The following is a 23,069-nucleotide window of genomic DNA, read 5'->3' as shown; positions in this document are numbered from 1 at the left end:
CCCCTGTTAGAATTCAAAGGCCCCTCCTAGAACCTGTAGGTCAGTTTGACCTGAACGTTCGCTGTCGTCCTGCGAAATGACATCCTGTAGGTGTTCATCGGAGGCAGGCGCTCCGTAATCCTCATCGAAAAGATTGTAGAGAGTACCGGATAATTCCAGATTTTTCCACAGTTCTCGGCTGAGTAGGGTCAGGTTGGCGACGAAAAAATCATCAACCCGGCGGCCCTGGGGTGATTTGCAGGAAGACGTGTACTGGAGCTCCAGGCCGGCGGCGAGCCTCGGGCCGATAACCGCACGTGCTTCGATTTTGCCAATATGTTCCGGAGAATTTGGCAATTTGCCTCCTGTATCCTCGTCTGTGCTCTTCTGCCAGGCGTAGCTGATTCTTCCCTCGATGCCGCCCGACCACTTCCCTTCGACTTCGAATTCCGCCCCTTTTGATTTCACCTCTTTCAGATTTTTAAATACGAGAAGGCCATCGGCCGGATCTGTCCAAAGCGAGACCAAATCGCGGATCGAATAGTAATGGCCGGAGAGGGAAAAGCGGTAGTTTTTCCAGTAGTGTTCAAGGGCAAGCTCGTAGGCGTCGATCTTTTCCGGCTGAAGATCGGGATTGGCCTTTTGCGTCTCGTTGGCGTCGCTGTAATAAAGCTCGTAAGGATTCGAGCCCGGAATCCCCTGCCGTAGTTCAACTTCAGCGCGGTCTGTTCGGCGGGTTTATAGATCAGGAGGTTCTGAAATTGGTCGTGCCCCCGAAGGTCGAATAATAGTCGTAGCGCAAACCAGCGCTGATGAGGACCCGGTTTTCCAGCAGGGAAAACGAATCCTGAAGATACGCCGCCCAGTTGTAGGAGCTGCGGTTGTCGTCGAGATACGAGAAGGAAGGATTCTCATCGTAGTTCTTCTGCTTCAGGAGGAAATAATCCGTATAGGCTGTGCCGAGAACAGCCGTATGGTTATCAAGGAACCTCTTGATGAATTCCAGTTCGCCGCCCCACCATTCGCTTTTTGTATAGTCCCTGTTGAGGGTATAGGGTTTTGTATTGGTCAAGGGGTTGTCGTCCGCGTCGAAGAGCCAGTCCCCCCTGTAGGAATAGTAATCGTAGAATGCCCGGAGCGTGACAGCAGTCGTTTCATTGAAATCCGATTCGTAGGACAGATCCAGGTAGGCCCTCTCATCCTTGAAATGGGTCCGGTTGTCGTTGAAGACGGTCCCGTAGGCGGCTGTGGGAACATCCTTGGTTCCGACCCGAAAAGCCCCTGGAGGGAGAATCCCCTGTGCTTGAGGGTTGCGAAGAGGCTGCCGCCTTCCTGGGAATCGCAGGAGTCCGCCCGGCCTTTGTGCGACAGGGGACTGTCGTATTCCTTGAAATAGAGATCCTGTCCCCTGCTGCTGACGTGTGTTCCCGATAAAAGCACCTGGGCGCCGCTGGAAAATTCCCGGCCATAGGACGCCCTTTCCTTGAAGGACTGAAAGCTCCCCGCTTCTCCGGAAAGCTCCAGGCCGTCTAGATCCGCTGCGTTTCGGGTAATGACGTTGATGACTCCCAGAAAGGCGTTGCTCCCGTACAGGGAATGGCTTGGACCGCGGATGATCTCCACGCGGTCGATAAGATCCACATCGAGGGGAAATTCCGTGCCGAGATACGCCTGGTTGTAAATGCCGTCGTTAATGCGGTGGCCGTCTACGATGAGGAGAAGCCGCGTATTGTAGTCGCCCGGACGTGAGAACCCGCGGACTCCTGCATAGCTGTAAGACCGGTCATTGCTCGTGTAGAACCCCCGGACGCTTTGCAGAATTTCGGCCAGGGTTCGGTAGCCGTACTTTTTGATGTCCTCTGCCGTCACGATGCTGACCGATGACGGGGCATCCGTTTCCTTCTGCTCGAATTTGACGCCCCGGAAACGTCCGCAACTTCGATGGTCATGAGTTCCTCGATGTTGAGTTCCAGCAGGTCGTCAGGCCCTTTACCGCCTTCCGGGACCGCCGTAGGGGCAATTGTTGAGGATAAGAGGCACAGGCCGACGATCAGGAGGCATAAAAGGGGAGAAGGCCGTAAACAAGGGCGCCTCCCGGCAGAGGCGCGAAAGGGGCCGCCGCCGTTCATCGCTGTATGGGTCTTTCTTACCGGGATCTTCATGAGATGGCTGTTCCTCTTCCCTGTAGTGTTTTCATGATGCGCCTCCCGGGGCAACCGTCTCCGTTTTCCCGGGGAGGGACAAGAGCAGAGAAGTTATTGCGCTTTCCTCCAGGGGGCGTGAAAACAGGAAGCCCTGCCCCCGGCTGCATTTCATTTTCTGCAGCTTCTCCCTCTGTTCGACCGTTTCGATGCCTTCGGCGACAACATCCATACCCAGGTTGCTGCCGAGCATCAGGATGGTTTCGATGATGTTTGTCTGCTCCCCGTTGAACGCCAGCTTATTGATGAAGGAGCGGTCGATCTTCAGCGTGTCGATGGGGAGATTCTGGAGATAGCTCAGGGATGAATACCCGGTGCCGAAGTCGTCGAGGGAGATGTGGATGCCGAGGGCCTTCAGCTTGAGCAGCACATTTACGATGGAAGAGCTCTGCTCCATGAGGATGGTCTCGGTAATCTCCAACTCGAGATTTTCCGGATTTACCCCTGATTCCCGGATCACGTTTATCACCATATCCGGGAACCCCGGATCCCTCAGCTGGACCGGAGAGATGTTGACGGCCAGCCGCAGAGGCGGCACCCCGCCGTCAAACCAGGTCTTGAGTTGCCGACAGGCGGTGCGCAGCAGCCATTCCCCCAGGGGTACGATCAGGCCTGTCTCTTCTGCCAGGGGAATGAAATCGGAGGGTGCCACTAGTCCCTGGTGGGGATGCTGCCATCGCATCAGGGCCTCCATGCCGACGATGGAGCTGTCCTTCAGGGCGACAATGGGCTGGTAGAAAATCTTGAATTCGTTCCGTTCCAGTGCGGTGCGCAGATCGGATTCGAGCCGGATCAGGGCTACGGCCTGCGACCGCATGTCGGGTGAAAAGACCTCGTAACGGCCCCTTCCCAGGGCCTTGGCCTGATACATGGTGATGTCCGCGTCGCGCAGCAGATCTTCGCCGCAGGGATATTCCGAGGAGCCCAGGGCGATGCCGATGCTGGGGGTGCTGACAATCTCTGCTTCGTTCACGTAGAAAGGGCCTATAAAGGATCTCTGTATCCGTTCGGCGATCCGTTTCGCGTTTTCCAGATTCTTGACATCCTCGAAGAGCATGACAAATTCGTCTCCGCCGAGCCGGGCTGTGGTGTCTCCAGGACGGGCGCACTGCTCGAGGCGCCGGGCTGTCTCGATGAGGACAGCATCTCCCGCCGAATGGCCGAGGCTGTCGTTGATCATCTTGAAGCGGTCCAGATCGAGGAAGAAAACGGCAAAGAGGTAATCCGGAAGGCGGCGCGTCCTGCGGAGGGCATTGTTGAGCCGGTCCATGAAGAGCGCCCGGTTGGGAAGCCCGGTAAGGCCATCGTAAAAGGCATCGTGCTGCAGCTGCTCCTCGGCGTGTTTCCTTGCGCTGATGTCCGTGTGGGAGCCGGCCATCCGGTAGGGGCTGCCGGTCTCATGGCGTATGGCGATCCCCCGGGACAGAATCCAGCGATAACTTCCGTCCTTGTGGAGCATTCGGTGTTCGTGGATAAAATGGGTGTTGAGACCCTCCAGGTGGGAGTTGATCTCGATCTTCACCTGCTGCGAATCGTCGGGATGAATGCGGCTGAACCATTCCTCGATGTCTGTGCCGATTTCCTCTTCGCTGTAGCCGAGAAGCCCTTTCCAGCGGCTGGAAAAGTGGACCTCGTTCGTCAGGAGATTCCAGTCCCATAGCCCGTCGTTTGCAGCGAGTGAAGCCAGGGCATAGCGCTCCTCGCTTTCCCGTAATGCCTTTTCCGTCCGTTTCCGTTCCGTGATGTCCCTGACGATGTTCAACGCCTCGTTTTCCCCGCTCCGGATGGTCCGAATCTCCCAGTCGTGAAGCGCTCCCCCGATGGCCACACGGCATTCCAGCAACTGGACGATTCCCGTTTCCAGAGTCTTGTGCACCTGGCCCATGAGCTGGTGGGCGAGCAGTGACGGCAGAAACTCGAAGATGTTGGGGTTGTCCCCTTCAGCGACGGAGGGAAGGTCCCTGTCACTGGAATTTCTTGATTCGAGCAGGGTTCCGTCATGGGAAATCCTCAGCATGCCGTCCGGGATAGCGCCCAGCAGGGCCCTGCTCTTCGATTCCGCGCGATAGACATCATCAAAAGCCTTGCTTGTCCGAAGCAGATAGCGCACCCGATAGCCCAGGAGCAGCCAGTTGATCGGCTTGGTGATGAAGTCCGTTGCTCCCGCCTGGTAGGCGCGGTGAATGGACCCTGTATCTTCAAGGCCTGTCATCATGCAGATCGGGGTCCGCTCATGTCCGGGGGATCTCCGTACCTGCTCACAGGTGGAAAAGCCGTCCAGCTCAGGCATCATGACGTCCAGGAGGATCAGGTCCGGCTTCAAGGCGTTCAGAAGGGACAGCGCCTCCGCGCCGTTTTCCGCCTCCTTTACCCGGTAGCCTTCCCTTGCCAGGGAGGTATGGGCGAGCATACGCATGACCGTGTCGTCATCAACCACAAGGATCAGGGGAGTGTTCTCCCCGTTATGTTCTCTCATCATGCCGTTCTCCTTTCAGGTTTCCTCCCATGCAGCGGCTGTCCGCCGGCATTCATTCCTGAGGTTTTCTTTCCGCCCCGCCGTCTTCTTTTCCCTGTCGGCCGGAAGCAAGCCATCGGGACAGGACGTTATGCAACTCGTTTAATTTGTATGGTTTGCTCAGGTAATCATCCATTCCAGCCTCCAGGCACGTTTCCCGGTCGCCCTCCATGGCATGGGCCGTGAACGCTATGATGGGAATATGGCCGGACCCTCTACCCTCGAGGGCGGTCTCCTCCCGCCGAATAGCCCGTGTCGCCTCGTAGCCGTCCATCACAGGCATCTGGCAGTCCATCATGATGATGTCGTAGCTCCCGGCGGCAAAGGCGGCAAGGGCCTGCCGGCCGTCTTCGGCCACGTCGGTCCGGCAGCCCAGTGAGTTCAGCATGGCCACGCCCAGGGCCTGGTTGACGGGATTGTCTTCCACAAGGAGGACATGGAACGAAGGCAGCTTTCCCTCACCCCCTGGTACGCCGGAAGGCTCTCGGACATCGCGGGCTCCGGGGGCGATCGATTCCGCAAGGGAGGCAAGGGCGTTGAAAAGCTCGGATTGCCGGACCGGTTTTTTAAGGAGCGCATGAAAATCCAGCTCCGGACAATCTGCATCGAGGTCCGATCCGGTCGTCAGGAGGAGAATTTTTGTCCCCGCCGTCTCCGGATCGGCGAGAATGGTCCGGGCCAGCCCCGGCCATTCCGCTTCCAGCATGGCCGTATCGAGAATCATGATCCGGTATGGCTTCCCCGCCCCGGCGGCGGAACGGAGCATCCGGAGGGCCTCGGTGCGGCGCTCGGTGCTGCTGCTCCTTATTCCCCAGCCCTCCAGCTGCCGGCTCAGGGTTGTCCTGGCTGTTGCCGATGTGGAGAGGATAAGGGTCCTGAACTGCTGAACCGACGGAGAAGAAAGCCTGGGGGGTTCCGGTGTGCCGTCCCGACTTTCGAGCCGAGCTGAAAACCGGAATGTGGATCCCTTTCCGGGCGTACTCTCCACATCGATTGCTCCGCCCATCAACAGGGCCAGTTGGCTGGCGATGGTGAGGCCCAGGCCGGTTCCTCCGTAGCGGCGAGTCGTGGATCCATCCGCCTGGGCAAAGGCGTCGAAGATTTTCCCCAGGGCCTCCGGCTCCATTCCGATGCCCGTATCCCGGACCTCGAAGAGGATCATCAGGGACTCTTCCTGTTCATCCCCCGGCGCGACAATAAGTGAAATTCCCCCCTTTTCGGTGAACTTGACGGCATTTCCCAGGAGATTGAAAAGAACCTGCCTCAGGCGTACAGGATCGCCCCCAAGAATGGAGGGGATGCTGTTCGAAACGTGGCAGGACAGTTCAATCCCCTTGTTCTGCGCCTGGCCGCTGAAGGAATCGACCACTTCCTCAACAAGGGCCAGGAGGTTGAGGTCCGCCGCGACAAGTTCCATTTTGCCCGCTTCGATCTTGGAAAGATCGAGGATGTCATTGATCAGCTGCAGCAGGGTTTCCCCGGAGCGAAGAGCCATGGCGATGTACTTCTTCTGCTGATCACTCATATTCTCCTGCCTCTGCAGGAGTTCGAGAAACCCGATGACGCCGTTCATCGGTGTGCGGATTTCATGGCTCATGTTCGCCAGAAACCGGGATTTGGAAACGCTGGCCGCCTCCGCAGCCTCCTTGGCTGCAAGAAGCTGGAGCTCCATCCGTTTCCTGTCGGCGATGTCGATGAAGCTTTCAAGAAGGATATCCCTTCCCTCGAAAGTCATCCGGATCACATTCTTGATGATCGGAATGTGCCCCCCGCCGACGTGAAGAAGTATCCGTTCCGAATTTTCGACGGTCTGTCCAAGATCGGTCACCGGGCACCGGTTGATCTCGGTCGGGCAGACCGTCTGGTGGCAGATGTTTCCAACCAGCTCACCCTCCGTTTTGCCCGTCAGTTGGCAGGCGAGTCGATTGGCGTACAAAATTTTGTGGGTGTGGGCGTCCACGATGAAGATGCCCGTTAGAACCGACCCGAGAATGCTTTTCAGCCAATGCTCCTGCTCGCGGGCGAGCCTCTCGGCCCTGGCCAGCTCCTCGTTGGCCTTCACCAGTGCATCCGTCCGTTCCCTGACGCGTTTTTCGAGCTGATCCCTGGATTTTCGAAGTTCTTGATCACGCAGGGAAATTTCCGAGAGCATTTCGTTGAACCCGGCCATGAGGATTCCCAGCTCGTCATTTCGCCGATCATCGACCTTGAGCGAAAAATCCTTCGTTTCCGAAACCCCCTTCATGGAATGGGCAAGGCTCAGAATGGGATCCGAGATGGCCCTCTGCAATTTCCGGGTGAGCGGGTAGGCTGCCAATGAGGTGGCGCCCATGATCAGGCCGGCAATGGCGAGGTACCAGGAAAACGCCTCGTAAAGATCGCTGAGGTCTGTGACGATGCAAAGAGTTCCCAGCCGGTCCTTCTCGAACAGGATGCTCCGGGAGACGTTCAGCCGATCCTTCTCGAACACCTCGCCCTCCGTGTCCTTCAGGGTCATGGCGGGAGCGGAACATGAACAGGCAGGGGGATCGTTGCCGGTAGTGCCGGGGCTGCCGTTGTCCTTCAGATACCGTGCGAAGGGGCGGCCGTCCTGTCCGAAGACGCAGGCCGAGAGGATGCGCGGCTCCCCCTTGAGCGCTTTGAGCGTTTCTTCGGCAGACGCCGGATCGCTGAAGAGAAGGGGGGCGACAAGGTTGTTGCCCGTCACCTTTGCCAGGGTGTCCATCCTCGCCACAAGATTGCTTCGGTACGAAAAGAGCTCGTGAGCTGCGAAGAGTGCGACGGCGAGGAACAGGGAGACGCAGCAGGTCGACATGGTGATGCTCGTCAGTTTTTTGCGGATGGAACTGTTGCGGTATGTCATCGTCATTTCCCTATCGGCTGTTTCTCACAAGTTTCGCCAGCCTCAGGAGTTTCGAGCTGATCTGCATTTCTCCCGTTGCCGCTGCATCCGGATTGATCTCGAAGGAGACCTTTCTGTCCTTGATCACAAAGTTGATCATGCCTCCAAACGCGGCAAAATTTTTCATGTCCCCGATGGTCAGCACGCCCCTTGGCAGGTCTTTCAGGATTTCTTTCACCTGCCTCGATTCCGATCTGCAGATATAGAGAACCTGGCAGATGGACGCCTCATCCCTGGATGCAATCCTCTTCACGGAAAGCGCCTTTCCGGAGGCCGCCTTCCCGGAGAGGGATTCAAGAGCGTTTCCCAGCGGATCGTTTCCCAGCACGCAGAGCGTTATGTCCGGGGCGTCAGGCGGCATACTTTCCCGGGGCCAGAAGACAAACTTGATGAAATTGTAAACAAAGGCCGCCTTGACCTGGGAAGGGTCCGGCTCCGCTGCTTCCGCCTGATGGGAATTCCATCCGGAGAGCGTAAAAATTAGAAAAAAAAGGAGCAGAATTCTGAAGATCTTTCTTGTCCTGGAAGTATCCAGGGAAAAAAAAGAGCGGATGAGGATTTCCAGAGCAGCTGTCTCCTTCGTGTCCAATTTCTTGACGGGCTCCTTGTGCGCCTTGCCGGGGCGCGGCGGTACGTTATCTAGTCTTCGGGTACGGGAAATCGTGAAATCCTGATAGAAATGACAGAGCGCATATTCCCCCGCTTATGAGCCTCCGGAACATTTTTCCCGAAAAGGAACGCTGTTCCGGATGTTCTTCTTTCCGCACGAATTTATTGTATTTATCGCATTTGAATTACAAGATGCAGCAATTGGTGTGCCTGACGTGGATCTTTTTGAAATGTCTCCTTCGGAAAAATCGGGGATAAGATGTTCACAAAGCCGCGATAATGCCGCAGGTTGGATTCTGCGCGCCCTTGACGTTTCCGGATGCGGATTATTATCGCGCCCGTTTAACGATGAGGGCCGGCGGATGGCTGAGGCCGCGCGGGCGGCCGATCACCCATCGGCGGCAGGCAGGGGGTCTTGAATGGAGCAGGGGTGCACCGGGAAGTCTGCCGGCGGCTGGAGGAGTGTCGGGATGGGCCTCTCCTGTTTATGGGTGGAAGAAGGGGCCCTTAGAGTCTCTTCATGCCGACCGGCAGGGCGGTCTTTTCAAACCCGCCGCCCAAATTCCCCTCCGACGGGGAAATGAGCCAGCGAAAGAGGATGGAATGGAGCTGATCGGCTTTGTAAGGTTTGCTGAGATAATCGTCCATTCCCGCGTCCATGCAGGCCCGGCGGTCGCCTTCCAGGGCATGGGCCGTGAGCGCGACAATGGGGACCCGGCGGTACCTGGATTTTCCTTCACCAAGCCTCTCCCGTTTCCGGATTTCCCGGGTCGCTTCATAGCCGTCCATCCGCGGCATCTGGCAGTCCATCAAGATGAGGTCGTAATGCCTGGAGGCCCAGGCATCAACGGCTCCAAGACCGTCCTCCACCACGTCGATGTGACAGCCGAAGTAGTTCAGCATGGCCGTGGCGACCGCCTGGTTGACCGGGTTGTCTTCAGCCAGAAGGATGCGGAAAGCCGAGAAGATTCCCGTGTCGCCTTTTCCGCCGGGGGAGACGCGATCTGGAAGGGATTCCGGCAAGAACCGGGTTCCGGGGACGGCCGGAATGGCGCTCGGTTTTTCGAGGCGCGCAGTGAAGCGGAAGGTGGACCCCCTCCCCGGCGCACTTTCAACCTCGATGGTCCCACCCATCATGGAGACGAGCTGGCTGGCAATCGCGAGCCCCAGGCCTGTTCCCCCAAACTGGCGGGTCGTGGAGTCGTCCTCCTGGGAGAAGGCTTTGAAAATTCTCGACTGGGCCTCCGCGGTAATCCCGATGCCCGTGTCCATGACCTCGTACCTCACAAAAACCGCGTCTTCGTCCTCCCGCTCCATGGACACGGAGATAAAAATTTTCCCCCGCCTCGTGAACTTGACCGCATTTCCCACGAGATTGACGAGCACCTGCCTCAGGCGGACAGGGTCTCCCCGAAGCGCCGAGGAAAACCCCTTTTCCACGGAAGTAACCAGTTCCAGCCCCTTTCTGTACGCCGGCTCTCTGAAAAATTCGACTACCTCCCGCACGAGGGAAACGGCGTCGAGCTCCGTATTCGAGAGTTCCATTTTTCCGGCCTCGATCTTGGATAAATCAAGGACATTGTTGATGATCGAAAGCAGGGTCTCCCCCGAGGAAAGCGCCGTGTCGACGTATCGGCGCTGCTGCAGCGTGAGGCTCTCTTCTCTCTGGAGAAGTTCCAGGAAGCCGATGATGCCGTTCATGGGAGTGCGGATCTCGTGGCTCATGTTCGCCAGAAACTTGGATTTTGCAAGACTCGCCGCTTCCGCCATGTTTTTGGCCTGAAGCAGCTCCTGCTCCGCCCGTTTCATGTCCGTAATGTCGATAAAGCTCTCGAGCAGGAAATCCCTTCCCCGGTAATCGATCCGGACGACGTTTTTGATGATGGGGATAGAATCCCCGGTGGCTGTAAGAAGCATCCGCTCCGAGTGGTCGGTCGTTTCCCCCAGATTCAAAAACGGGCAGCGACCGGCCTCGGCCGGGCAGATGGTTCCGTGGCACATCGCTCCGACAAGCTCTTCCTCTTTTCTTCCGGAGAGCCTGCAGGTGATTTCGTTTGCATAGAGGACTTTGCGGGTGGCGGCATCGACGATGAAGATTCCCGTCATGACCGACTGAAGAAGGATTCTCTGCCACTGCTCGTTCTCGCGGGCGATCAGTTCCGCCTGGGCAAGCTTCCTGTTGGCCTTGACGAGATCCACCGTTCTCTCCTGTACACGGAGCTCCAGTTCCTCCCTGTCTCTTCGCCTCTGTTCATCACGGAGGCTGATCTCCGAAAGCATCCTGTTGAAGCCCTTCATGAGGACCCCCAGTTCGTCGTTCCGCTGCCCGTCAATCCGGACCGTAAAATCTTTCCGATCGGTGACCCTCTGCATGGAGTCGGCAAGCTGGAGGAGCGGCTTCGAGATGAACTCCTGGAGTTTTCTGGAGAAGAAATAGGCCATCAGGGAGGTCAGGGCCAGGATCAGGATGGCGACGGCGATATACACGTAAAGCTGGGAATAGGCCCCCTTCAGGTCCGAAACGATGCGGAGAGTCCCCACGGAATCTTTTCCCGATGTCAGGGTCCGGGTCACTTCGATCCCATGACCGCGGAAAATCTCATGGTTTCCCATCTGCTGCGGGGTGAGCGACGCAGGGCACAAGGGCCAGCGGTATTCGCCGCCGGTGGTGAGGGGTAGATCAGGCCGCTGGTAGGCGGCAAACCGGCTCCCGTCCTGGCGGTAAACGCAGGCGGACAGGATATGCGGGTCCCCTTTCAGAATCTTCATGATCCTGCCGGCTGCTTTCGGGTCACCGGCGAGAAGCGGTGCGGTGATGCTCTGTCCGGTCACGTTTGCCAGGATGTCGATCTTTTCCACCAGGATTTTCCGATAGCTGACAACCTGATGGACGATGATAAAAAAGGAGGAGAGGGAAAAGGTGACAAGGCAGGTGAACAGAATGATCCTGGTCAACTTTTGACTGATGGAACTGTTTTGAAAACTCCGCATGGATACCCCGGGTTCAGATTGATTCGCACGAGCGCTTCAGGTTTCAAACGTTTTTCACAGGCGGGAATTCCCGCCGCCGCTGCCTGTTCGCAGGCTGTTGGGGATGTCTGCCGGCGGTTCCCGTCCACGGTTTTCAGTCTGCCTTTATCAGCCTTTATGCGAAAAATCAAACAGGGAATGGCGAAAAAATGCTCTTTTGACCTAAGGGATATTCCTTAAGGAAATTAAGATATAAGGCAATGCGCAGTTGCAGATCAGGGTCATTCCGCTGGAATTTTTCTGCGGCCTGCCTCCACGGGGAGCGTCTGGAGTTCTGCCGGCCTTGCGGGGGAGGGGCTGTGGCGTTTTTCAGGGATTTCTGTCTGTATCGACGGGAGGGGTATGGACGACGACGGTCCTTTCCCCGGTGATCTTGATGGTTGTAACGGAGTCCAGCGTTGAATAACAACTGCCGATTTTTTCCCCCCGGTGATCGAAAAGGTCGAAACCAAAGAGGGGGGATTGGCGGATGGCCGACTTCTCTCGCATATTCTGGACCAATTCTTTCATCTTCCCGCCGGAGAGGTCCCTGGGTCTCCACAAATCGGAATTCAGGGTCCAGGTTTTGTCTATACCGATTATGGCGGTGGGATACACGTCCGAACCGCTGACGTAATAGGCCAGATGGTCCTCCAGCCGGAAACGCTCGTAGGCTTCCGTCGCGTCTCTGCTTGGCTGAATTTTCCCGTAACGGCCATCGGCTGTCCGCCAGAGGAGGATGATCGCCAGCGCGGCCACGAGAACACCGATGGCGGTGAAAAGCTCCATATCCAGTTTCATTTCCGATCCTTAAAAAGAAAACGCCAAGCCATCCGATTCCTTGACGAGCTTGGCGTTTCCCCTCTTCAGCTTTCCGGACAGCACCGGGATGTAACGTGATCCGGGGTTATGTCTGGGGTGCGATCTTGATCTCCACCCGCCTGTTCTTCTGGCGCCCCGCCTCCGTTTCATTGGTCGCTACGGGCATCGTTTCCCCAAAACCGATCACCTCGATTCGGTTGTTCGCCACGCCGCGCTGAACAAGAAGATTCTTCACGGCCATGGCTCGCCGGTTCGAAAGATCCTGATTGTAGCTTTCGGAACCGACACTGTCCGTGTGGCCTTCCACCCGGATGAGGGTATTCGGGTACTGAGTCAGCACGCCTGCGACCCGGTCTATTTCAGAGTAGAGCCCCGGCCGGACTGCCGCCGAATTGGTGTCGAAGGTGACGTCGCCCTTGAATGTCACCGCCAGGAGGTTTCCTTCCCGGGAAACAGCGGCCGCTTCGGAAGTACCCAGCGCGCTGCGCATATCCCTTTCCTGGTTGTCCATCATCTTTCCCACCGCAGCGCCTCCCAGCCCGCCGACGGCCGCACCGATGGCCGTGCCGATCAGGGTGCCCTTGGTATCACGGCCGATGACCTGTCCGAGGACTGCTCCGGCTGCAGCGCCGCCGGCCGTTCCATAGACGGCTCCTTTGGTGGTTTTCGTCTGGCTTTCCATCGTCGCGCAACCGCCCAGAAGCAGCATGCAGAGCAAAACAGCCATACCCTTTTTCTTCATTTTTTTTCCTCCTTGAAAAGAATATATGTGTTACGTTTCGAAGATCAATAACAGGGTTATCCATCCCGCCGCACCAGAGATCATGCCGCATCCATCTCTTCAAAATCCCCGGGGGCCATGCCTGGGCGAAGGCGGGCCCCCGGATGATTTCGAAATTTTCAACAGGGCAATTATAATCAGTACCGCTTCCGGAGTCAATAAGGTTGAGAACTACTATTCGTTCTGTCCATTCCGTCCGGCCTGTTCCTCTCCTGCCGGTTTTTGATCTTTCATTGTCAACCGGGTTGAAAAACAGGGTTGACAAACAGGAGCCCGTCAACTATAGAAACTGCCGTCCCGCTCCGCCTCGGGAACAGCGAGGGGCAGGGCCGTGTCGGGCAGGTTTAGAATCCCGGAATTCCGGAGAGAACGAGGAGAGGAGAGGAATGAACGGACAGGAAGAAAAGAAGCGGCAGCTGATCGACGACGGGCTGAGATCCATCTGGTTTCCCTTCACGCAGATGCGGGAGTTTTCCCCGGAGGACGTGCTGGTCATCGCCGAAGGCAAGGGGACGCTCCTCCGGGATGTGGACGGCCGGGATTACATCGACGGAGTGTCGTCGCTCTGGACCAATGTTCACGGCCATCGCAAGGAGCAGATTGACCGGGCCGTCAAGGAACAGGTGGATCGGCTTTCCCATTCGACCCTCCTCGGCCTGGTCCATGAGCCGGCCATCGAGTGCGCGAAAAAGCTGCTGGAGGTCGTTCCCAAGGGACTGACCCGCGTCTTTTACTCCGAAAGCGGGTCCACCGCCGTGGAGATCGCCCTGAAGATGGCCTTCCAATATCAGAAGCAGGCCGCCGGCGGAAATCCCGACAAGACACGATTTATCTCCTTCACCAACGCCTACCACGGCGACACCCTGGGGGCGGTCAGCGTCGGCGGGATCGACCTGTTTCATGCCGTTTACCACGAACTCCTTTTCCCCACGGTCAAGGCCGAATCGCCGTACTGCTACCGGTGCCCCTTCGGGGCCTCTCAGCCTTCCTGCCAATTCGACTGCCTCAAGCAGTTGGAAAACCTGCTGGCGACGCATGCTTCCGAACTGGCGGCCCTGATCATCGAACCCCTCGTGCAGGGGGCGGGGGGCATTCTGGTGCAGCCTCCCGGCTATCTCAGGCGGGTTCGGGATCTCTGCACGCAGTACGGGGTGCTGATGATCGCCGATGAAGTGGCGGTCGGCTTCGGGAAGACGGGAACGATGTTCGCCTGCCAGCAGGAAGGGGTGACGCCGGACATCATGGCCGTGGGTAAAGGACTCTCCGGAGGCTATCTGCCCCTGGCGGCCACCGTGGCGACGGAGGAAATCTACAGCGGGTTCCTGGGGCGCTTCGACGAATTCAAGACCTTCTTTCACGGGCATACCTACACGGGAAATCCCCTGGCCTGCGCAGCCGCCGTGGCCAGCCTGAACATCTTTACCGAAGAGCGGGTCGTGGAGGGTCTTGCAGGAAAGATCAAACGGTTTTCTCAGGGGCTCCAGCCCATCGCCAAGCTGGGTCACGTGGGGGAAATCCGCCAGCGGGGCTTCATGGTCGGGATCGAACTGGTGGCCGACAAAAAGACGAAGGAACTCTATCCCCCCGGTGCGCGCATCGGGCACCGCGTCATTCTGGAGGCGCGGAAGCGGGGGCTGATCATCCGTCCGCTGGGGGATGTCATCGTCCTCATGCCGCCTCTGTGCATTACAAACGAGGAAATCGACCGGCTCTGTGAGATCACCCTTGATTCCATCCGGGCCGTGGTCGGGGATTAGGGAAGATGCCCGATCCGGAGAACCGGAAGGCAGGGGAGCGGCCTGAACGGCCGGATGCGCCGCACAGAGACTCTGTCCTCAGCGGGGTCTTCTATTTCGATCCTGCCGATTCGATTTACGCCGATCATTTTCCCGGCTGCCCCGTCGTGCCGGGCAGCGTGGTTATTTCCGCCTTCCTGAAGGCCGGACGGACGGCCGTTCCGGAGAGAACGCCCGGCAGGATTCAGGATTTCAAGTTTCGCGCCTTTCTTACGCCCGGAGCATACCCCTTCCGCATGGAGGCGGCGGGCCATCGCCTGATGTGCCGACTGTGGCGGCCGGGGGCTGAAACCCGCCGACCGCTGGTGACGGGGACGATTCTCTGCCAAGGCGCCGAATAAGGATCTTTTATGGACCTATTGACCGAAATTCAAGCGATTCTTGTTGAAACCCTTGATCTCGAAGACAAGGAAATCACCGGGGAATCCCGCCTCCGCAGGGACCTGGACATCGAATCCATCGACATGCTGGAACTGGCCCTCTCCTTCAGCTCCCGGTTCGGGATTGAAGTGGATGAGGACGATATCTTTCTGCAGCGGATTCCCCTCTTGATCGAAGAGGCCGAGCAGGAGAGCCGGGAGGTCTCTTCCTTTCTCTCCGCCCGGATTCCCTTCCTCTCCGGCGAACGGATCGGCGAGATCCTTGCCGAAGGAGAGGCCGATCCCAGGGTCCAGGATCTGGTGGACTACGTCTCCTGGCGGCTTTCAAAGGCATCGTAGCTCCATGACGGCCCTGGACTCCCTGATCTGCAGCCGCCGGAGTGTCCGGAAATACCGGAAGGAAATCCCGCCGCAGGAACTGATCAAAGCGATGGTGGCCTGCGCCCTCCAGGCCCCTTCCCCAGCCAACCGGCAGCCGGTCCGTTTCTTCCGGATCGTCCGTCCCGAGGTTCGTGAAACGTTGAGATCCGCCATGGAGGCGGGCTGCAGATCCCGTCTGGCAACGGCGGAGGAGCGAGGGGCGTCGGAAATTCTTAAAAATGTCCTCGCAAATTATTTCCGGTTTCTTCAGTTCATGTTCGATGCCCCCGTGCTGTTTGCCGTGGGAACCGCTCCCGCGCGCCGGAGCGTTGCCGGGAAGCTTTATTCCTCGGGAATTCTGGCCGGGGATTCGCGGACGTCTTCGGATGACGACCTCAGCGTGGGATTGGCCGTCATGGAATGGATGCTCAAGGGGGTGGAACTGGGGCTGGGGTCCTGCATCCTGACGGCGCCGCTGTTCTACCTCGATTCTCCCGAAGAGATCCTGGGCATTTCCCCCGTTACCCTTAAATGTTTCCTGACCCTGGGCTTTCCCGACGAAACGCCCGCTCTTCTCAAGAAAAAAGACCTTTCCGATATCTATCGGGAGCTGTGAAAGGGGTTGCACGTCCGATGTCTTCGGTTCGACGGGTTGCCATAACCGGCCTGGGAGCCATTTCCTCCCTGGGAAATTCTGCCGGGCAGATTCTGGACTCGCTTCGCACCGGCCGTATCACCTTTGCCGCGTCCCCCTTCGATTCCCGGGTGATTACCTCTCCCGTCCGGGATTTCGAACTGGGGTCCTTTACCGGCTCCTTCAAGGAGCGCCGCTATCTCAACCGTGGGGCCCAGTTCGCGGTCGCTGCGGCGATGTCGGCTCTGCGCGGGGCGTCCCTGCGCAGTGAGGAGATGGCGGAAACGGGGCTCTTTCTCGGCGCCGGCCCCAATATGGATGTGGGGGGGGAAATTCCTGAGATCCGCCAGGGGGAGATCCGTCACGATGCGCTGATGGCCCTCTGGATTCTCCGCTTTCTTCCCAATACCGCGGCGTCCGTCATTTCCATCCTGGCCGGACTCCAGGGAGACAATTTCACCGTCACCTCCGCCTGCTCCTCCTCTCTTCAGGCGATCGGGGAGGCCTTCCACAAAATCCGTGACGGCTACCTGGATCTTGCCCTCGCCGGGGGCGGTGATTCGCGCCTGACACATGGGGCGGTCCTGGCCTACCGGAAAGCGCGGGCTCTTTACGAAGGGGGAGGAAATCCCGGTGAAGCGAGCCGGCCTTTCGACAACGGAAGGCGGGGTTTCGTTCCCGGCGAGGGCGGGGCCTGCCTGCTGCTGGAAGAGCTGGAGCATGCCCGGAGCCGGGGGGCGGACATTCTGGGGGAGGTCTGCGGCTTCGGCGCCTCTCTGGACGGATACAATGTGACGGCGCCGGACCCTGAAGGAAGAGGCGGGCAAAAGGCCCTGGAAAAGGCCCTGGCGGATGGAGGGCTTGTGCCGGCAGACGTGGAAGCGGTTTCCACACACGGAACGGCGACCCTCCTCAACGACCGGATGGAGGCCGCCTTGCTCGAGCGGGTTTATGCCGGGGCCTTTCCCCGGATCCTGGCCTTCAAGTCCTGGATCGGGCATCTGTCGACGGCCTGCGGGGCCATGGAAACGGCGCTGAGCCTGATCTGCATGCGGAACAGCTACCTCCCGGAAATCCGGAACCTCCACGATCCCTGTTCTCCGGCCCTGCCCTTCGTGCGAAAAGGCGCAGCCTGTCCCACATCCCTCTGGGCCATCCAGAACTTCGGCTTCGGAGGACAGAATGCGGTGCTGATGGTGAAGCGATATCTTCCCGAAGAAGGAACGCGGCGGAATGAAACCTGATTCCCCCCTGCTGAAAATCGACGTGAACACCGGTCAAAGCGGCTTTTCGCTGCTTTCCCGCATTTCGGAATATTCCGGGGAGGGGATATCTGCATACGCCGACTTGCTGGACGCCCCGTCTTATCTGGGCTTGGAGGCCCTGGCCCAGGCGGGTGCCTACCATGCCCGATTTCTGTGCCGTTTTGAAAGGCAGGCCGTTCTGCTCATGGTCAGGGACTGCCGTCTGCCCGCCGAGGAGACACTGACGGGCCGCTGCCATCTTGCCGGTTGCCTGCGCAGCCGGAGCGCCTCTGTTTTTTCCTACGGAATGTCCGCTGAAATAGGGGGCATCAGGTTCCTTGAAGGGGAATTCGTGTTTTCTGCGGTTACCTACAATTCGGACTTCCGGGAAGAGATCCTCCGGAGCTATTACGAGAAAAAATGGATAACTTTATTGAACGGCTGAAAACCCGGTTAAGGCTGCATCGGCAGGCCGGTCTCTACCGTCGGCCGCCGGAAATCATCCGCCGGGAGGGCGCCTCCCTGATCCTGGCCGAAGGCAGGGTCCTGAACTTCGCCTCCAACGACTATTTGGGGCTGGGTGTATCGGAGGTCCTGCGGAAACAGGTCGGGCGCAATTTCGAGAAATACGGCTCGTCTTCCTCCTCCTCCCGCCTGGTATCCGGCAATTATTCCCTCATCGCCGAGGCGGAGAGGGCCTACGCCCGCTACTTCGGCTATGAGGAAGCCCTCTTTTTTCCCAGCGGCTATCAGGCCAACCTGGCTCTGCTCTCCACCCTGTTCGATTCGGGGACGCTCGTCCTTTTTGACAAGCACATCCATGCCAGCAGCGTCAAGGGGCTCGCCCTCAGCCCGGCTCAACTGGCCGGTTACAATCACAGCTCCCTGAACCATCTGCGGAAGCGCCTGGACAGGGCAGGGGAAAGGGAAACCGTCGTCCTGACGGAATCCCTCTTCAGCATGGACGGCGATCTCCTCGATGTTCCGGGCCTCGCCGGGCTGAAGGACCGCTATGGCTTTGTGTGCATCGTCGACGAAGCCCACGCCCTGGGGGTCCTGGGGGAGGGCGGGTGCGGCGTGGCGCGCCCGGTGGCCGAAATCGCCGTGGGGACCTTCGGTAAGGCTCTGGGGCTCTTCGGCGCGTTTCTCCTTGTGCCGGCCGTGGTCAAGGAGCACCTCTTCAACTTCGCCTCACCCCTCATTTACTCCACAACCCTTCCCGAGGCCCATGCCGCCTCGGCCATCGACATCCTGGCCCTGCTGGCCCGGCAGGACGAATCCCGGAGGCGTCTCAGGGACATCAGCCTCGAAATGAAAAACGGGCTGAGGGAGGAAGGGTTTACGGTTCAGGGGGATGCCCATATCCTGGCCCTGGAGATTGGCGAAGAGGGGAAGGCGCTGGAGGTTTCGAATCGTCTGCGGGAAAGGGGGATCTTCGTCCTTTCGGCCCGCTATCCCACCGTTCCCCTGGGGAAAGCCATCCTGAGAATTGGGATGACGGCCCTGCACACCCGGGAGGATGTCAAACGCTTTATCCCGTCATTAAAGGAGGTTATGGTAAGAATATGAAAAGGGATGTTCCGGACATCTTCGTGATCGGTACGGACACGGGCGTCGGCAAGACGGTCCTGTCCCTGCTGCTGATGCGCTATTTCTATGACGAGGGGTTTTCCCCCTTCTACTTCAAGCCGCTGCAGACGGGCTGCCGCGATCCCTATGACACGGACTCCGACGCGAAATTCATCTACGACAACATTGAAGAATTGAAGGGCCGGGATCCGGCCGGTTCCGTGGGGTTCTGCTACCGGAATCCCAAAGCTCCGTACTTTGCCGCGCGGGATGAAGGCCGCCGGGTCGACTGGAAGACCCTTCCGGGGACCCTTCAGGAGAAGAGGAGCCGCTTTTCCCCTCTGGTCGTGGAGGCTGCCGGAGGCATCTTCGTGCCCGTCGACGGGGAGAGCCTGGTGATCGACACGATTCCTTCAATGGGCGCTCAACCCCTGATTGCGGCCCGGGCCGGCCTGGGGACCATCAACCACACCCTGCTGACGATTGCCGCCCTGGAACGGAGAAACATCGAGCCTCTCGGCGTCGTTTTTCTGGACAGCGCAGAGCCGGCAACACCGCTGGATATGATCGAGGAAAACAGGGAGGCGATCAGGAGATTTTCCCGGGTCGAAGTCGCCGGTGTGGTGGGCCGGATTTCAGACTTCCGGCATCCGCCTCCCGAGTGCTTTGACGGCTTGAAAAAACTCTTTGCGCGCAGCGTCTGAGATCAGGGCCACGCCGGCATCGCTTTTTACGCAGGCTTCAGGGCTCGATCCACCGGAGGATCGGGATCGGGTTTATAGAGGCAGTACATGTTGCGTCCCCTGGCCTTTGCCTGGTACATGGCCGTGTCGGCATGCTTCATCAGGGAATCCATGTCCTCTCCGTTTCCCGGGTAGATGGCGATCCCGATGCTGGCGCTGGTGAACAGCTCGTTCCCTTCGCAGAAAAAGGGTTTTCTGAAGGCGGCCAGGATCTTTTCAGCGATCTGGGAGCTGTTTGCGGCCTCTCTGAGGACCGGCAGCAGGATCATGAACTCGTCGCCGCCCATCCGGGCCAGGGTGTCCTCTTCCCGGAGGGTTCGGGACAGGCGCTCCCCCACATTCTGCAGAAGCATATCCCCGATGTGGTGACCGAAGGAGTCGTTCACCGTTTTAAAGCCGTCCAGATCGAGCATCATGACGGCCATCGTTCCCTGGCGTCGCTTTGCCTGGGCGATGGCGAGGATGAGGCGGTCGGCGAAGAGCATCCGGTTGGGCAGCCCCGTCAGAACATCATGGTAGGCCAGGTGGCGGATCGCCTCTTCGATCCGCTTGCGTTCCGTAATATCCCGCCAGACCATGTAGAGGATTTTCTGATCCTGCCAGTCAATGACCGAGGAGAGGATTTCCACGGGGAATTCCTCTCCATCGAAGCGGCGGCAGATCCATTCCTGCTGCAGATAGCCCGTTCTCAGGGCCTCGTTCATCAGCTCGTCGGCCTTGTCCAGGGAGGGGCTGCCGTCAGGCTGTGACGGGGGCGAAAAGGCGGAGGGATGGCGGCCGATCAGCTCCTCTTTCGAAGAGCAGCGCATCATTTTCACCATGGCCTCGTTGCAGTCCGTCAGAAGGCATCCATCAGAGAGAAAAATACCCACAGGGGAGTGTTCAAAGAGGATGCGGAACTTGGTATCGGCGTCTGTTCCGCCTTGCCGGCCGGAAAAAGCGGAGTCGTGGACATCCCGCCGATGTTCCTCGCGCTGCCCGGTGAGCTGACTGCGCAGGGTCATCACTTCCCTGATCAGCTGCTCCTTGGTTTTCTCTTCATCCTTCATGCGTTCGGATCCTTGGCTCCAATGTATCCCGGCTGCAGGCAAAAATCAAAACATTACAATCCGTCAGGGCTTTCTCAAAAGCAGGGGGCCGCCCCGGACTGAGCCGGACAAAATGGCAGGCTTTCAACGTTTGGGAATGGTTTCCAGATTCACTTCCCCACCAAACCGCTTCTCAAGGATCTTTTGAAGATCTTCGAAGTGTTCAGGTTTTTCCATTTCCACAACGAGTTCCTCATCGTCCAGGACTTTTAACCGGCCATAGGGGCGAACAGCTTCGATAACCTCCAGGGGATCCGTTGTAACCCAGCCTTTCATCCGTCGAAGAAGCTCTTCCCCGTTAAAGGCCCTCTCGATGGTCAAATCGACCCGGCGCTTCTTGGCCTCCCATCCGAGAAGTGCCGGCTGGACGATTTTCGGTGTGACGGGGTCATGCATTGCAGCACAGCGAAACCATAATTTGGCGCGAATCATCGTTAATGACCTCCTGAAATCGTGACGTCTGGTTCGTTCCTTTGTCCGGCTTCCCATTTCTTGACATTCGGCCAAGGCTGGGGTACTCTCCCACTAATGTAGCGAAGGTTCATATCATTTCAAAGGAGGATTCCCCATCCATGGATCTCTCTGCTGTGATCAGGGAGCGTAAAAGCGTCCGAGCCTTCAAACCGGATCCCGTTTCCCGTGAACAGATTGAACGAATCCTCAGCCTGGCCGTCCTGGCCCCCTCTGCGATCAACCTTCAACCATGGGAATTCACGGTTGTTCTGGGGGAGGAAAAGGCAAGGTTAAGTCGGCGGTTGATCAAAGCGTACCATGAAAAGCAGATATCCTGCAGTCCGGGAAATGTCAAGCCGCTTTCCGAGTCGTTCAGCAGGCGGGGAGTTGAGTCCTTTGAAGTCATGAACCCCTGTCTGGCCCAAATGGGTCTTGATTTCAATACCTTCATCAACGAGGGGAGCTGCAATTTCTACGGCGCGCCTGCCGGGATTATTATCTGCCTGGACAACGCCTTTTCCAAGGCTCGACTGGTGGACATCGGGATCACCCTGGGGTTTCTGGTGCTGGCAGCCCATGACCAGGGGCTGGGAACCTGCCCGATCGGGTTGATCAACGCCTACGAGGATGACGTCAAGGATCTTCTCAATATTCCCGATGAGAAAGACGTGGTGATAGCCGTTGCGCTGGGGTATCCGGACTGGGAAAATCCCTTGAACGCTTTGAAGACGCCCCGGGAGACCCTGGACTCGTTTGTGCGCTGGATCGATTGAAATCTCTCTTGATCCGGCACGGTGTCAGTTCATCCCGGTCAAAGGCGGTATTTGGCATTTTTCGGCAGCGGCGGATTGCCGGTTGAGAGGCAATCGGGTCAATGTACTTGTTTTCTGTCTCGGAACGATGTCCGTTCCTTCAATTTCAGTTGCCCTTTTTAAGGAGGAATTCACATGACGATCAAAGTTGGCATTAATGGTTTCGGCCGAATCGGCCGGCTGGTTTTCCGCGCCGCCTGTGCGCGGCCGGACATTGAAGTTGTGGGGATCAACGATCTGCTCGATGCGGATTACATGTCCTATATGCTCCGGTATGACTCGGTACACGGCCGGTTCAAGGGAGCCGTGGATGTAAAGGACGGCAAGCTGGTGGTCAATGGCAAGGCGATTCGCATCACGGCTGAAAAAGACCCCGCAAATTTGAAATGGAATGACGTCGGGGCCGACTATGTCGTCGAATCGACGGGACTTTTCCTCGACAAGGAGAAGGCGGGCGGACATCTTGCCGCCGGGGCGAAAAAGGTCGTCCTTTCCGCGCCATCCAAGGATGACACGCCGATGTTCGTCATGGGAGTCAACCACAAGAGCTATAACGGCGAGCCGATCGTCTCCAACGCCTCATGCACCACCAACTGTCTGGCCCCCCTCGCCAAGGTCGTTCACGACAACTGGGGAATCCTGGAAGGGCTCATGACCACGGTGCATGCCATGACCGCTACCCAGAAGACCGTTGACGGGCCTTCCATGAAGGACTGGCGCGGTGGCCGCGCCGCCGGCTTCAATATTATCCCTTCGTCGACAGGGGCGGCAAAAGCCGTGGGTTCGGTGATCCCCGAACTGAAAGGAAAGCTCACCGGCATGGCGTTCCGCGTTCCCACGATTGACGTTTCCGTGGTGGATCTGACCTGCCGTCTTGCCAAGCCGGCTACCTACGAGGAAATCAAGGCCGCCATGAAGGCCGCTTCCGAAGGGGAGCTCAAGGGAATTCTTGGATACACGGAGGATGAGGTCGTATCGAGCGATTTCATCGGTGAAGAGCGAACCTCCGTCTTTGACGCCAAAGCCGGGATCGCCCTTTCCGACACCTTTGTCAAGCTCGTCGCCTGGTACGACAATGAATGGGGATATTCCAACAAACTTCTCGATCTCCTGGTTCATGTGGCCGGCAGATAAGGCCCCGGGGGATGAAGAGCACCGCAGGAGGAACGGTC

At 58.2% G+C, this 23,069-nt stretch carries 22 protein-coding genes and 1 pseudogene; 12 read left to right on the top strand and 11 right to left on the bottom strand.

Features of this window, described 5'->3' with window-relative positions:
• Positions 1 to 6: 6 nt before the first annotated feature.
• The 6 genes and pseudogenes from AB3175_RS02485 to AB3175_RS02460 all read right to left on the bottom strand — a co-directional run bounded on the left by AB3175_RS02485 (position 7) and on the right by AB3175_RS02460 (position 8,186).
• Complete coding sequence (locus AB3175_RS02485) at positions 7 to 675, bottom strand: TonB-dependent receptor (RefSeq protein WP_367359454.1); 669 nt, start codon at positions 673 to 675, stop codon at positions 7 to 9.
• Between the two features lie 49 nt (positions 676 to 724).
• A complete protein-coding gene (locus AB3175_RS02480) occupies positions 725 to 1,324 on the bottom strand; it encodes a TonB-dependent receptor (RefSeq protein WP_367359453.1) in 600 nt (199 codons plus the stop codon).
• Between the two features lie 230 nt (positions 1,325 to 1,554).
• Positions 1,555 to 1,863, bottom strand: a pseudogene (locus AB3175_RS02475) (Plug domain-containing protein); the annotation flags it as partial.
• Positions 1,864 to 2,172: 309 nt separating this feature from the next.
• Complete coding sequence (locus AB3175_RS02470) at positions 2,173 to 4,659, bottom strand: EAL domain-containing protein (protein ID WP_367359350.1); 2,487 nt, start codon at positions 4,657 to 4,659, stop codon at positions 2,173 to 2,175.
• Positions 4,660 to 4,708: 49 nt separating this feature from the next.
• Positions 4,709 to 7,558, bottom strand: coding sequence for a response regulator (locus tag AB3175_RS02465; RefSeq protein ID WP_367359349.1), 2,850 nt, complete (start codon positions 7,556 to 7,558; stop codon positions 4,709 to 4,711).
• A 10-nt stretch (positions 7,559 to 7,568) separates the two neighbouring features.
• Entirely contained in the window at positions 7,569 to 8,186 is a 618-nt protein-coding gene (locus AB3175_RS02460; RefSeq protein ID WP_367359348.1) for a YfiR family protein, read from the bottom strand.
• A gap of 160 nt (positions 8,187 to 8,346) precedes the next feature.
• Between AB3175_RS02460 and AB3175_RS02455 the strand changes: the two genes are divergently transcribed.
• Complete coding sequence (locus AB3175_RS02455; protein ID WP_367359347.1) at positions 8,347 to 8,625, top strand: hypothetical protein; 279 nt, start codon at positions 8,347 to 8,349, stop codon at positions 8,623 to 8,625.
• A gap of 88 nt (positions 8,626 to 8,713) precedes the next feature.
• Here the strand turns inward: AB3175_RS02455 and AB3175_RS02450 are convergent, their stop codons facing one another.
• Positions 8,714 to 11,065, bottom strand: a complete 2,352-nt coding sequence (locus AB3175_RS02450; protein WP_367359346.1) for an ATP-binding protein — start codon at positions 11,063 to 11,065, stop codon at positions 8,714 to 8,716.
• 27 nt (positions 11,066 to 11,092) lie between these two features.
• On the opposite strand from AB3175_RS02450, the gene AB3175_RS02445 reads away from it, so the two are divergent.
• Complete coding sequence (locus AB3175_RS02445; protein ID WP_367359345.1) at positions 11,093 to 11,416, top strand: hypothetical protein; 324 nt, start codon at positions 11,093 to 11,095, stop codon at positions 11,414 to 11,416.
• Positions 11,417 to 11,545: 129 nt separating this feature from the next.
• Here AB3175_RS02445 and AB3175_RS02440 read toward each other — a convergent pair whose 3' ends face one another.
• Together AB3175_RS02440 and AB3175_RS02435 are read right to left on the bottom strand one after the other, a co-directional pair.
• On the bottom strand, positions 11,546 to 12,016 hold the full coding sequence (locus AB3175_RS02440) for a hypothetical protein (protein ID WP_367359344.1): 471 nt from the start codon (positions 12,014 to 12,016) through the stop codon (positions 11,546 to 11,548).
• Between the two features lie 106 nt (positions 12,017 to 12,122).
• The gene (locus tag AB3175_RS02435) at positions 12,123 to 12,779 is read right to left on the bottom strand and encodes an OmpA family protein (protein WP_367359343.1); all 657 of its coding nucleotides are present in this window, start codon (positions 12,777 to 12,779) and stop codon (positions 12,123 to 12,125) included.
• A 425-nt stretch (positions 12,780 to 13,204) separates the two neighbouring features.
• On the opposite strand from AB3175_RS02435, the gene bioA reads away from it, so the two are divergent.
• From bioA to bioD, 8 genes are read left to right on the top strand one after another with little or no spacing between them, the layout of a single operon-like run.
• Positions 13,205 to 14,575, top strand: a complete 1,371-nt coding sequence (bioA, locus tag AB3175_RS02430) for an adenosylmethionine--8-amino-7-oxononanoate transaminase (RefSeq protein ID WP_367359342.1) — start codon at positions 13,205 to 13,207, stop codon at positions 14,573 to 14,575.
• Between the two features lie 5 nt (positions 14,576 to 14,580).
• Positions 14,581 to 14,955 carry a hypothetical protein gene (locus tag AB3175_RS02425; protein WP_367359341.1) on the top strand — a complete coding sequence of 125 codons (375 nt, stop codon included), beginning with the start codon at positions 14,581 to 14,583 and terminating at the stop codon, positions 14,953 to 14,955.
• Between the two features lie 9 nt (positions 14,956 to 14,964).
• Positions 14,965 to 15,333, top strand: coding sequence for an acyl carrier protein (locus AB3175_RS02420; protein WP_367359340.1), 369 nt, complete (start codon positions 14,965 to 14,967; stop codon positions 15,331 to 15,333).
• A 4-nt stretch (positions 15,334 to 15,337) separates the two neighbouring features.
• Positions 15,338 to 15,970, top strand: a complete 633-nt coding sequence (locus tag AB3175_RS02415) for a nitroreductase family protein (RefSeq protein WP_367359339.1) — start codon at positions 15,338 to 15,340, stop codon at positions 15,968 to 15,970.
• A 17-nt stretch (positions 15,971 to 15,987) separates the two neighbouring features.
• Entirely contained in the window at positions 15,988 to 17,232 is a 1,245-nt protein-coding gene (locus AB3175_RS02410) for a beta-ketoacyl synthase (RefSeq protein ID WP_367359338.1), read from the top strand.
• Complete coding sequence (locus AB3175_RS02405) at positions 17,222 to 17,677, top strand: hypothetical protein (RefSeq protein ID WP_367359337.1); 456 nt, start codon at positions 17,222 to 17,224, stop codon at positions 17,675 to 17,677. Before AB3175_RS02410 ends, AB3175_RS02405 begins: the two co-directional genes overlap by 11 nt.
• Entirely contained in the window at positions 17,653 to 18,801 is a 1,149-nt protein-coding gene (locus AB3175_RS02400) for an aminotransferase class I/II-fold pyridoxal phosphate-dependent enzyme (protein WP_367359336.1), read from the top strand. The genes AB3175_RS02405 and AB3175_RS02400 overlap by 25 nt, the downstream gene beginning before the upstream one ends.
• Positions 18,798 to 19,505 carry a dethiobiotin synthase gene (bioD, locus tag AB3175_RS02395; protein WP_367359335.1) on the top strand — a complete coding sequence of 236 codons (708 nt, stop codon included), beginning with the start codon at positions 18,798 to 18,800 and terminating at the stop codon, positions 19,503 to 19,505. The genes AB3175_RS02400 and bioD overlap by 4 nt, the downstream gene beginning before the upstream one ends.
• Positions 19,506 to 19,531: 26 nt before the next feature.
• Here the strand turns inward: bioD and AB3175_RS02390 are convergent, their stop codons facing one another.
• Positions 19,532 to 20,593 carry a diguanylate cyclase gene (locus AB3175_RS02390; RefSeq protein WP_367359334.1) on the bottom strand — a complete coding sequence of 354 codons (1,062 nt, stop codon included), beginning with the start codon at positions 20,591 to 20,593 and terminating at the stop codon, positions 19,532 to 19,534.
• A 123-nt stretch (positions 20,594 to 20,716) separates the two neighbouring features.
• Positions 20,717 to 21,064 (bottom strand): hypothetical protein, encoded by a 348-nt coding sequence (locus AB3175_RS02385; protein WP_367359333.1) that lies wholly within the window; start codon positions 21,062 to 21,064, stop codon positions 20,717 to 20,719.
• A gap of 140 nt (positions 21,065 to 21,204) precedes the next feature.
• On the opposite strand from AB3175_RS02385, the gene AB3175_RS02380 reads away from it, so the two are divergent.
• Positions 21,205 to 21,858, top strand: coding sequence for a nitroreductase (locus AB3175_RS02380; protein ID WP_367359332.1), 654 nt, complete (start codon positions 21,205 to 21,207; stop codon positions 21,856 to 21,858).
• Positions 21,859 to 22,032: 174 nt separating this feature from the next.
• Positions 22,033 to 23,031, top strand: coding sequence for a type I glyceraldehyde-3-phosphate dehydrogenase (gap, locus tag AB3175_RS02375; protein ID WP_367359331.1), 999 nt, complete (start codon positions 22,033 to 22,035; stop codon positions 23,029 to 23,031).
• Positions 23,032 to 23,069: the final 38 nt, after the last annotated feature.

Origin of the sequence: Syntrophus sp. (in: bacteria) (genome assembly GCF_040768185.1) — a bacterium.
Lineage (GTDB): Bacteria > Desulfobacterota > Syntrophia > Syntrophales > Syntrophaceae > Syntrophus > Syntrophus buswellii.
The sequence above is the reverse complement of the archived record's forward strand: the minus strand, read 5'-3'. Positions and strand labels throughout refer to the sequence as shown.

Excerpts from the sequence above, each read along its gene's own strand:
- gap (WP_367359331.1), top strand. The coding sequence starts at position 22,033 with ATGACGATCAAAGTTGGCATTAATGGTTTCGGCCGAATCGGCCGGCTG.
- AB3175_RS02455 (WP_367359347.1), top strand. The coding sequence starts at position 8,347 with ATGTTCTTCTTTCCGCACGAATTTATTGTATTTATCGCATTTGAATTA.
- bioD (WP_367359335.1), top strand. The coding sequence starts at position 18,798 with ATGAAAAGGGATGTTCCGGACATCTTCGTGATCGGTACGGACACGGGC.
- AB3175_RS02385 (WP_367359333.1), bottom strand. The coding sequence starts at position 21,064 with ATGATTCGCGCCAAATTATGGTTTCGCTGTGCTGCAATGCATGACCCC.
- AB3175_RS02380 (WP_367359332.1), top strand. The coding sequence starts at position 21,205 with ATGGATCTCTCTGCTGTGATCAGGGAGCGTAAAAGCGTCCGAGCCTTC.
- AB3175_RS02405 (WP_367359337.1), top strand. The coding sequence starts at position 17,222 with ATGAAACCTGATTCCCCCCTGCTGAAAATCGACGTGAACACCGGTCAA.
- AB3175_RS02390 (WP_367359334.1), bottom strand. The coding sequence starts at position 20,593 with ATGAAGGATGAAGAGAAAACCAAGGAGCAGCTGATCAGGGAAGTGATG.
- AB3175_RS02440 (WP_367359344.1), bottom strand. The coding sequence starts at position 12,016 with ATGAAACTGGATATGGAGCTTTTCACCGCCATCGGTGTTCTCGTGGCC.
- AB3175_RS02470 (WP_367359350.1), bottom strand. The coding sequence starts at position 4,659 with ATGATGAGAGAACATAACGGGGAGAACACTCCCCTGATCCTTGTGGTT.
- AB3175_RS02410 (WP_367359338.1), top strand. The coding sequence starts at position 15,988 with ATGTCTTCGGTTCGACGGGTTGCCATAACCGGCCTGGGAGCCATTTCC.
- AB3175_RS02415 (WP_367359339.1), top strand. The coding sequence starts at position 15,338 with ATGACGGCCCTGGACTCCCTGATCTGCAGCCGCCGGAGTGTCCGGAAA.
- AB3175_RS02400 (WP_367359336.1), top strand. The coding sequence starts at position 17,653 with ATGGATAACTTTATTGAACGGCTGAAAACCCGGTTAAGGCTGCATCGG.
- AB3175_RS02420 (WP_367359340.1), top strand. The coding sequence starts at position 14,965 with ATGGACCTATTGACCGAAATTCAAGCGATTCTTGTTGAAACCCTTGAT.
- AB3175_RS02445 (WP_367359345.1), top strand. The coding sequence starts at position 11,093 with ATGGACGATGATAAAAAAGGAGGAGAGGGAAAAGGTGACAAGGCAGGT.
- bioA (WP_367359342.1), top strand. The coding sequence starts at position 13,205 with ATGAACGGACAGGAAGAAAAGAAGCGGCAGCTGATCGACGACGGGCTG.
- AB3175_RS02425 (WP_367359341.1), top strand. The coding sequence starts at position 14,581 with ATGCCCGATCCGGAGAACCGGAAGGCAGGGGAGCGGCCTGAACGGCCG.
- AB3175_RS02435 (WP_367359343.1), bottom strand. The coding sequence starts at position 12,779 with ATGAAGAAAAAGGGTATGGCTGTTTTGCTCTGCATGCTGCTTCTGGGC.
- AB3175_RS02465 (WP_367359349.1), bottom strand. The coding sequence starts at position 7,558 with ATGACATACCGCAACAGTTCCATCCGCAAAAAACTGACGAGCATCACC.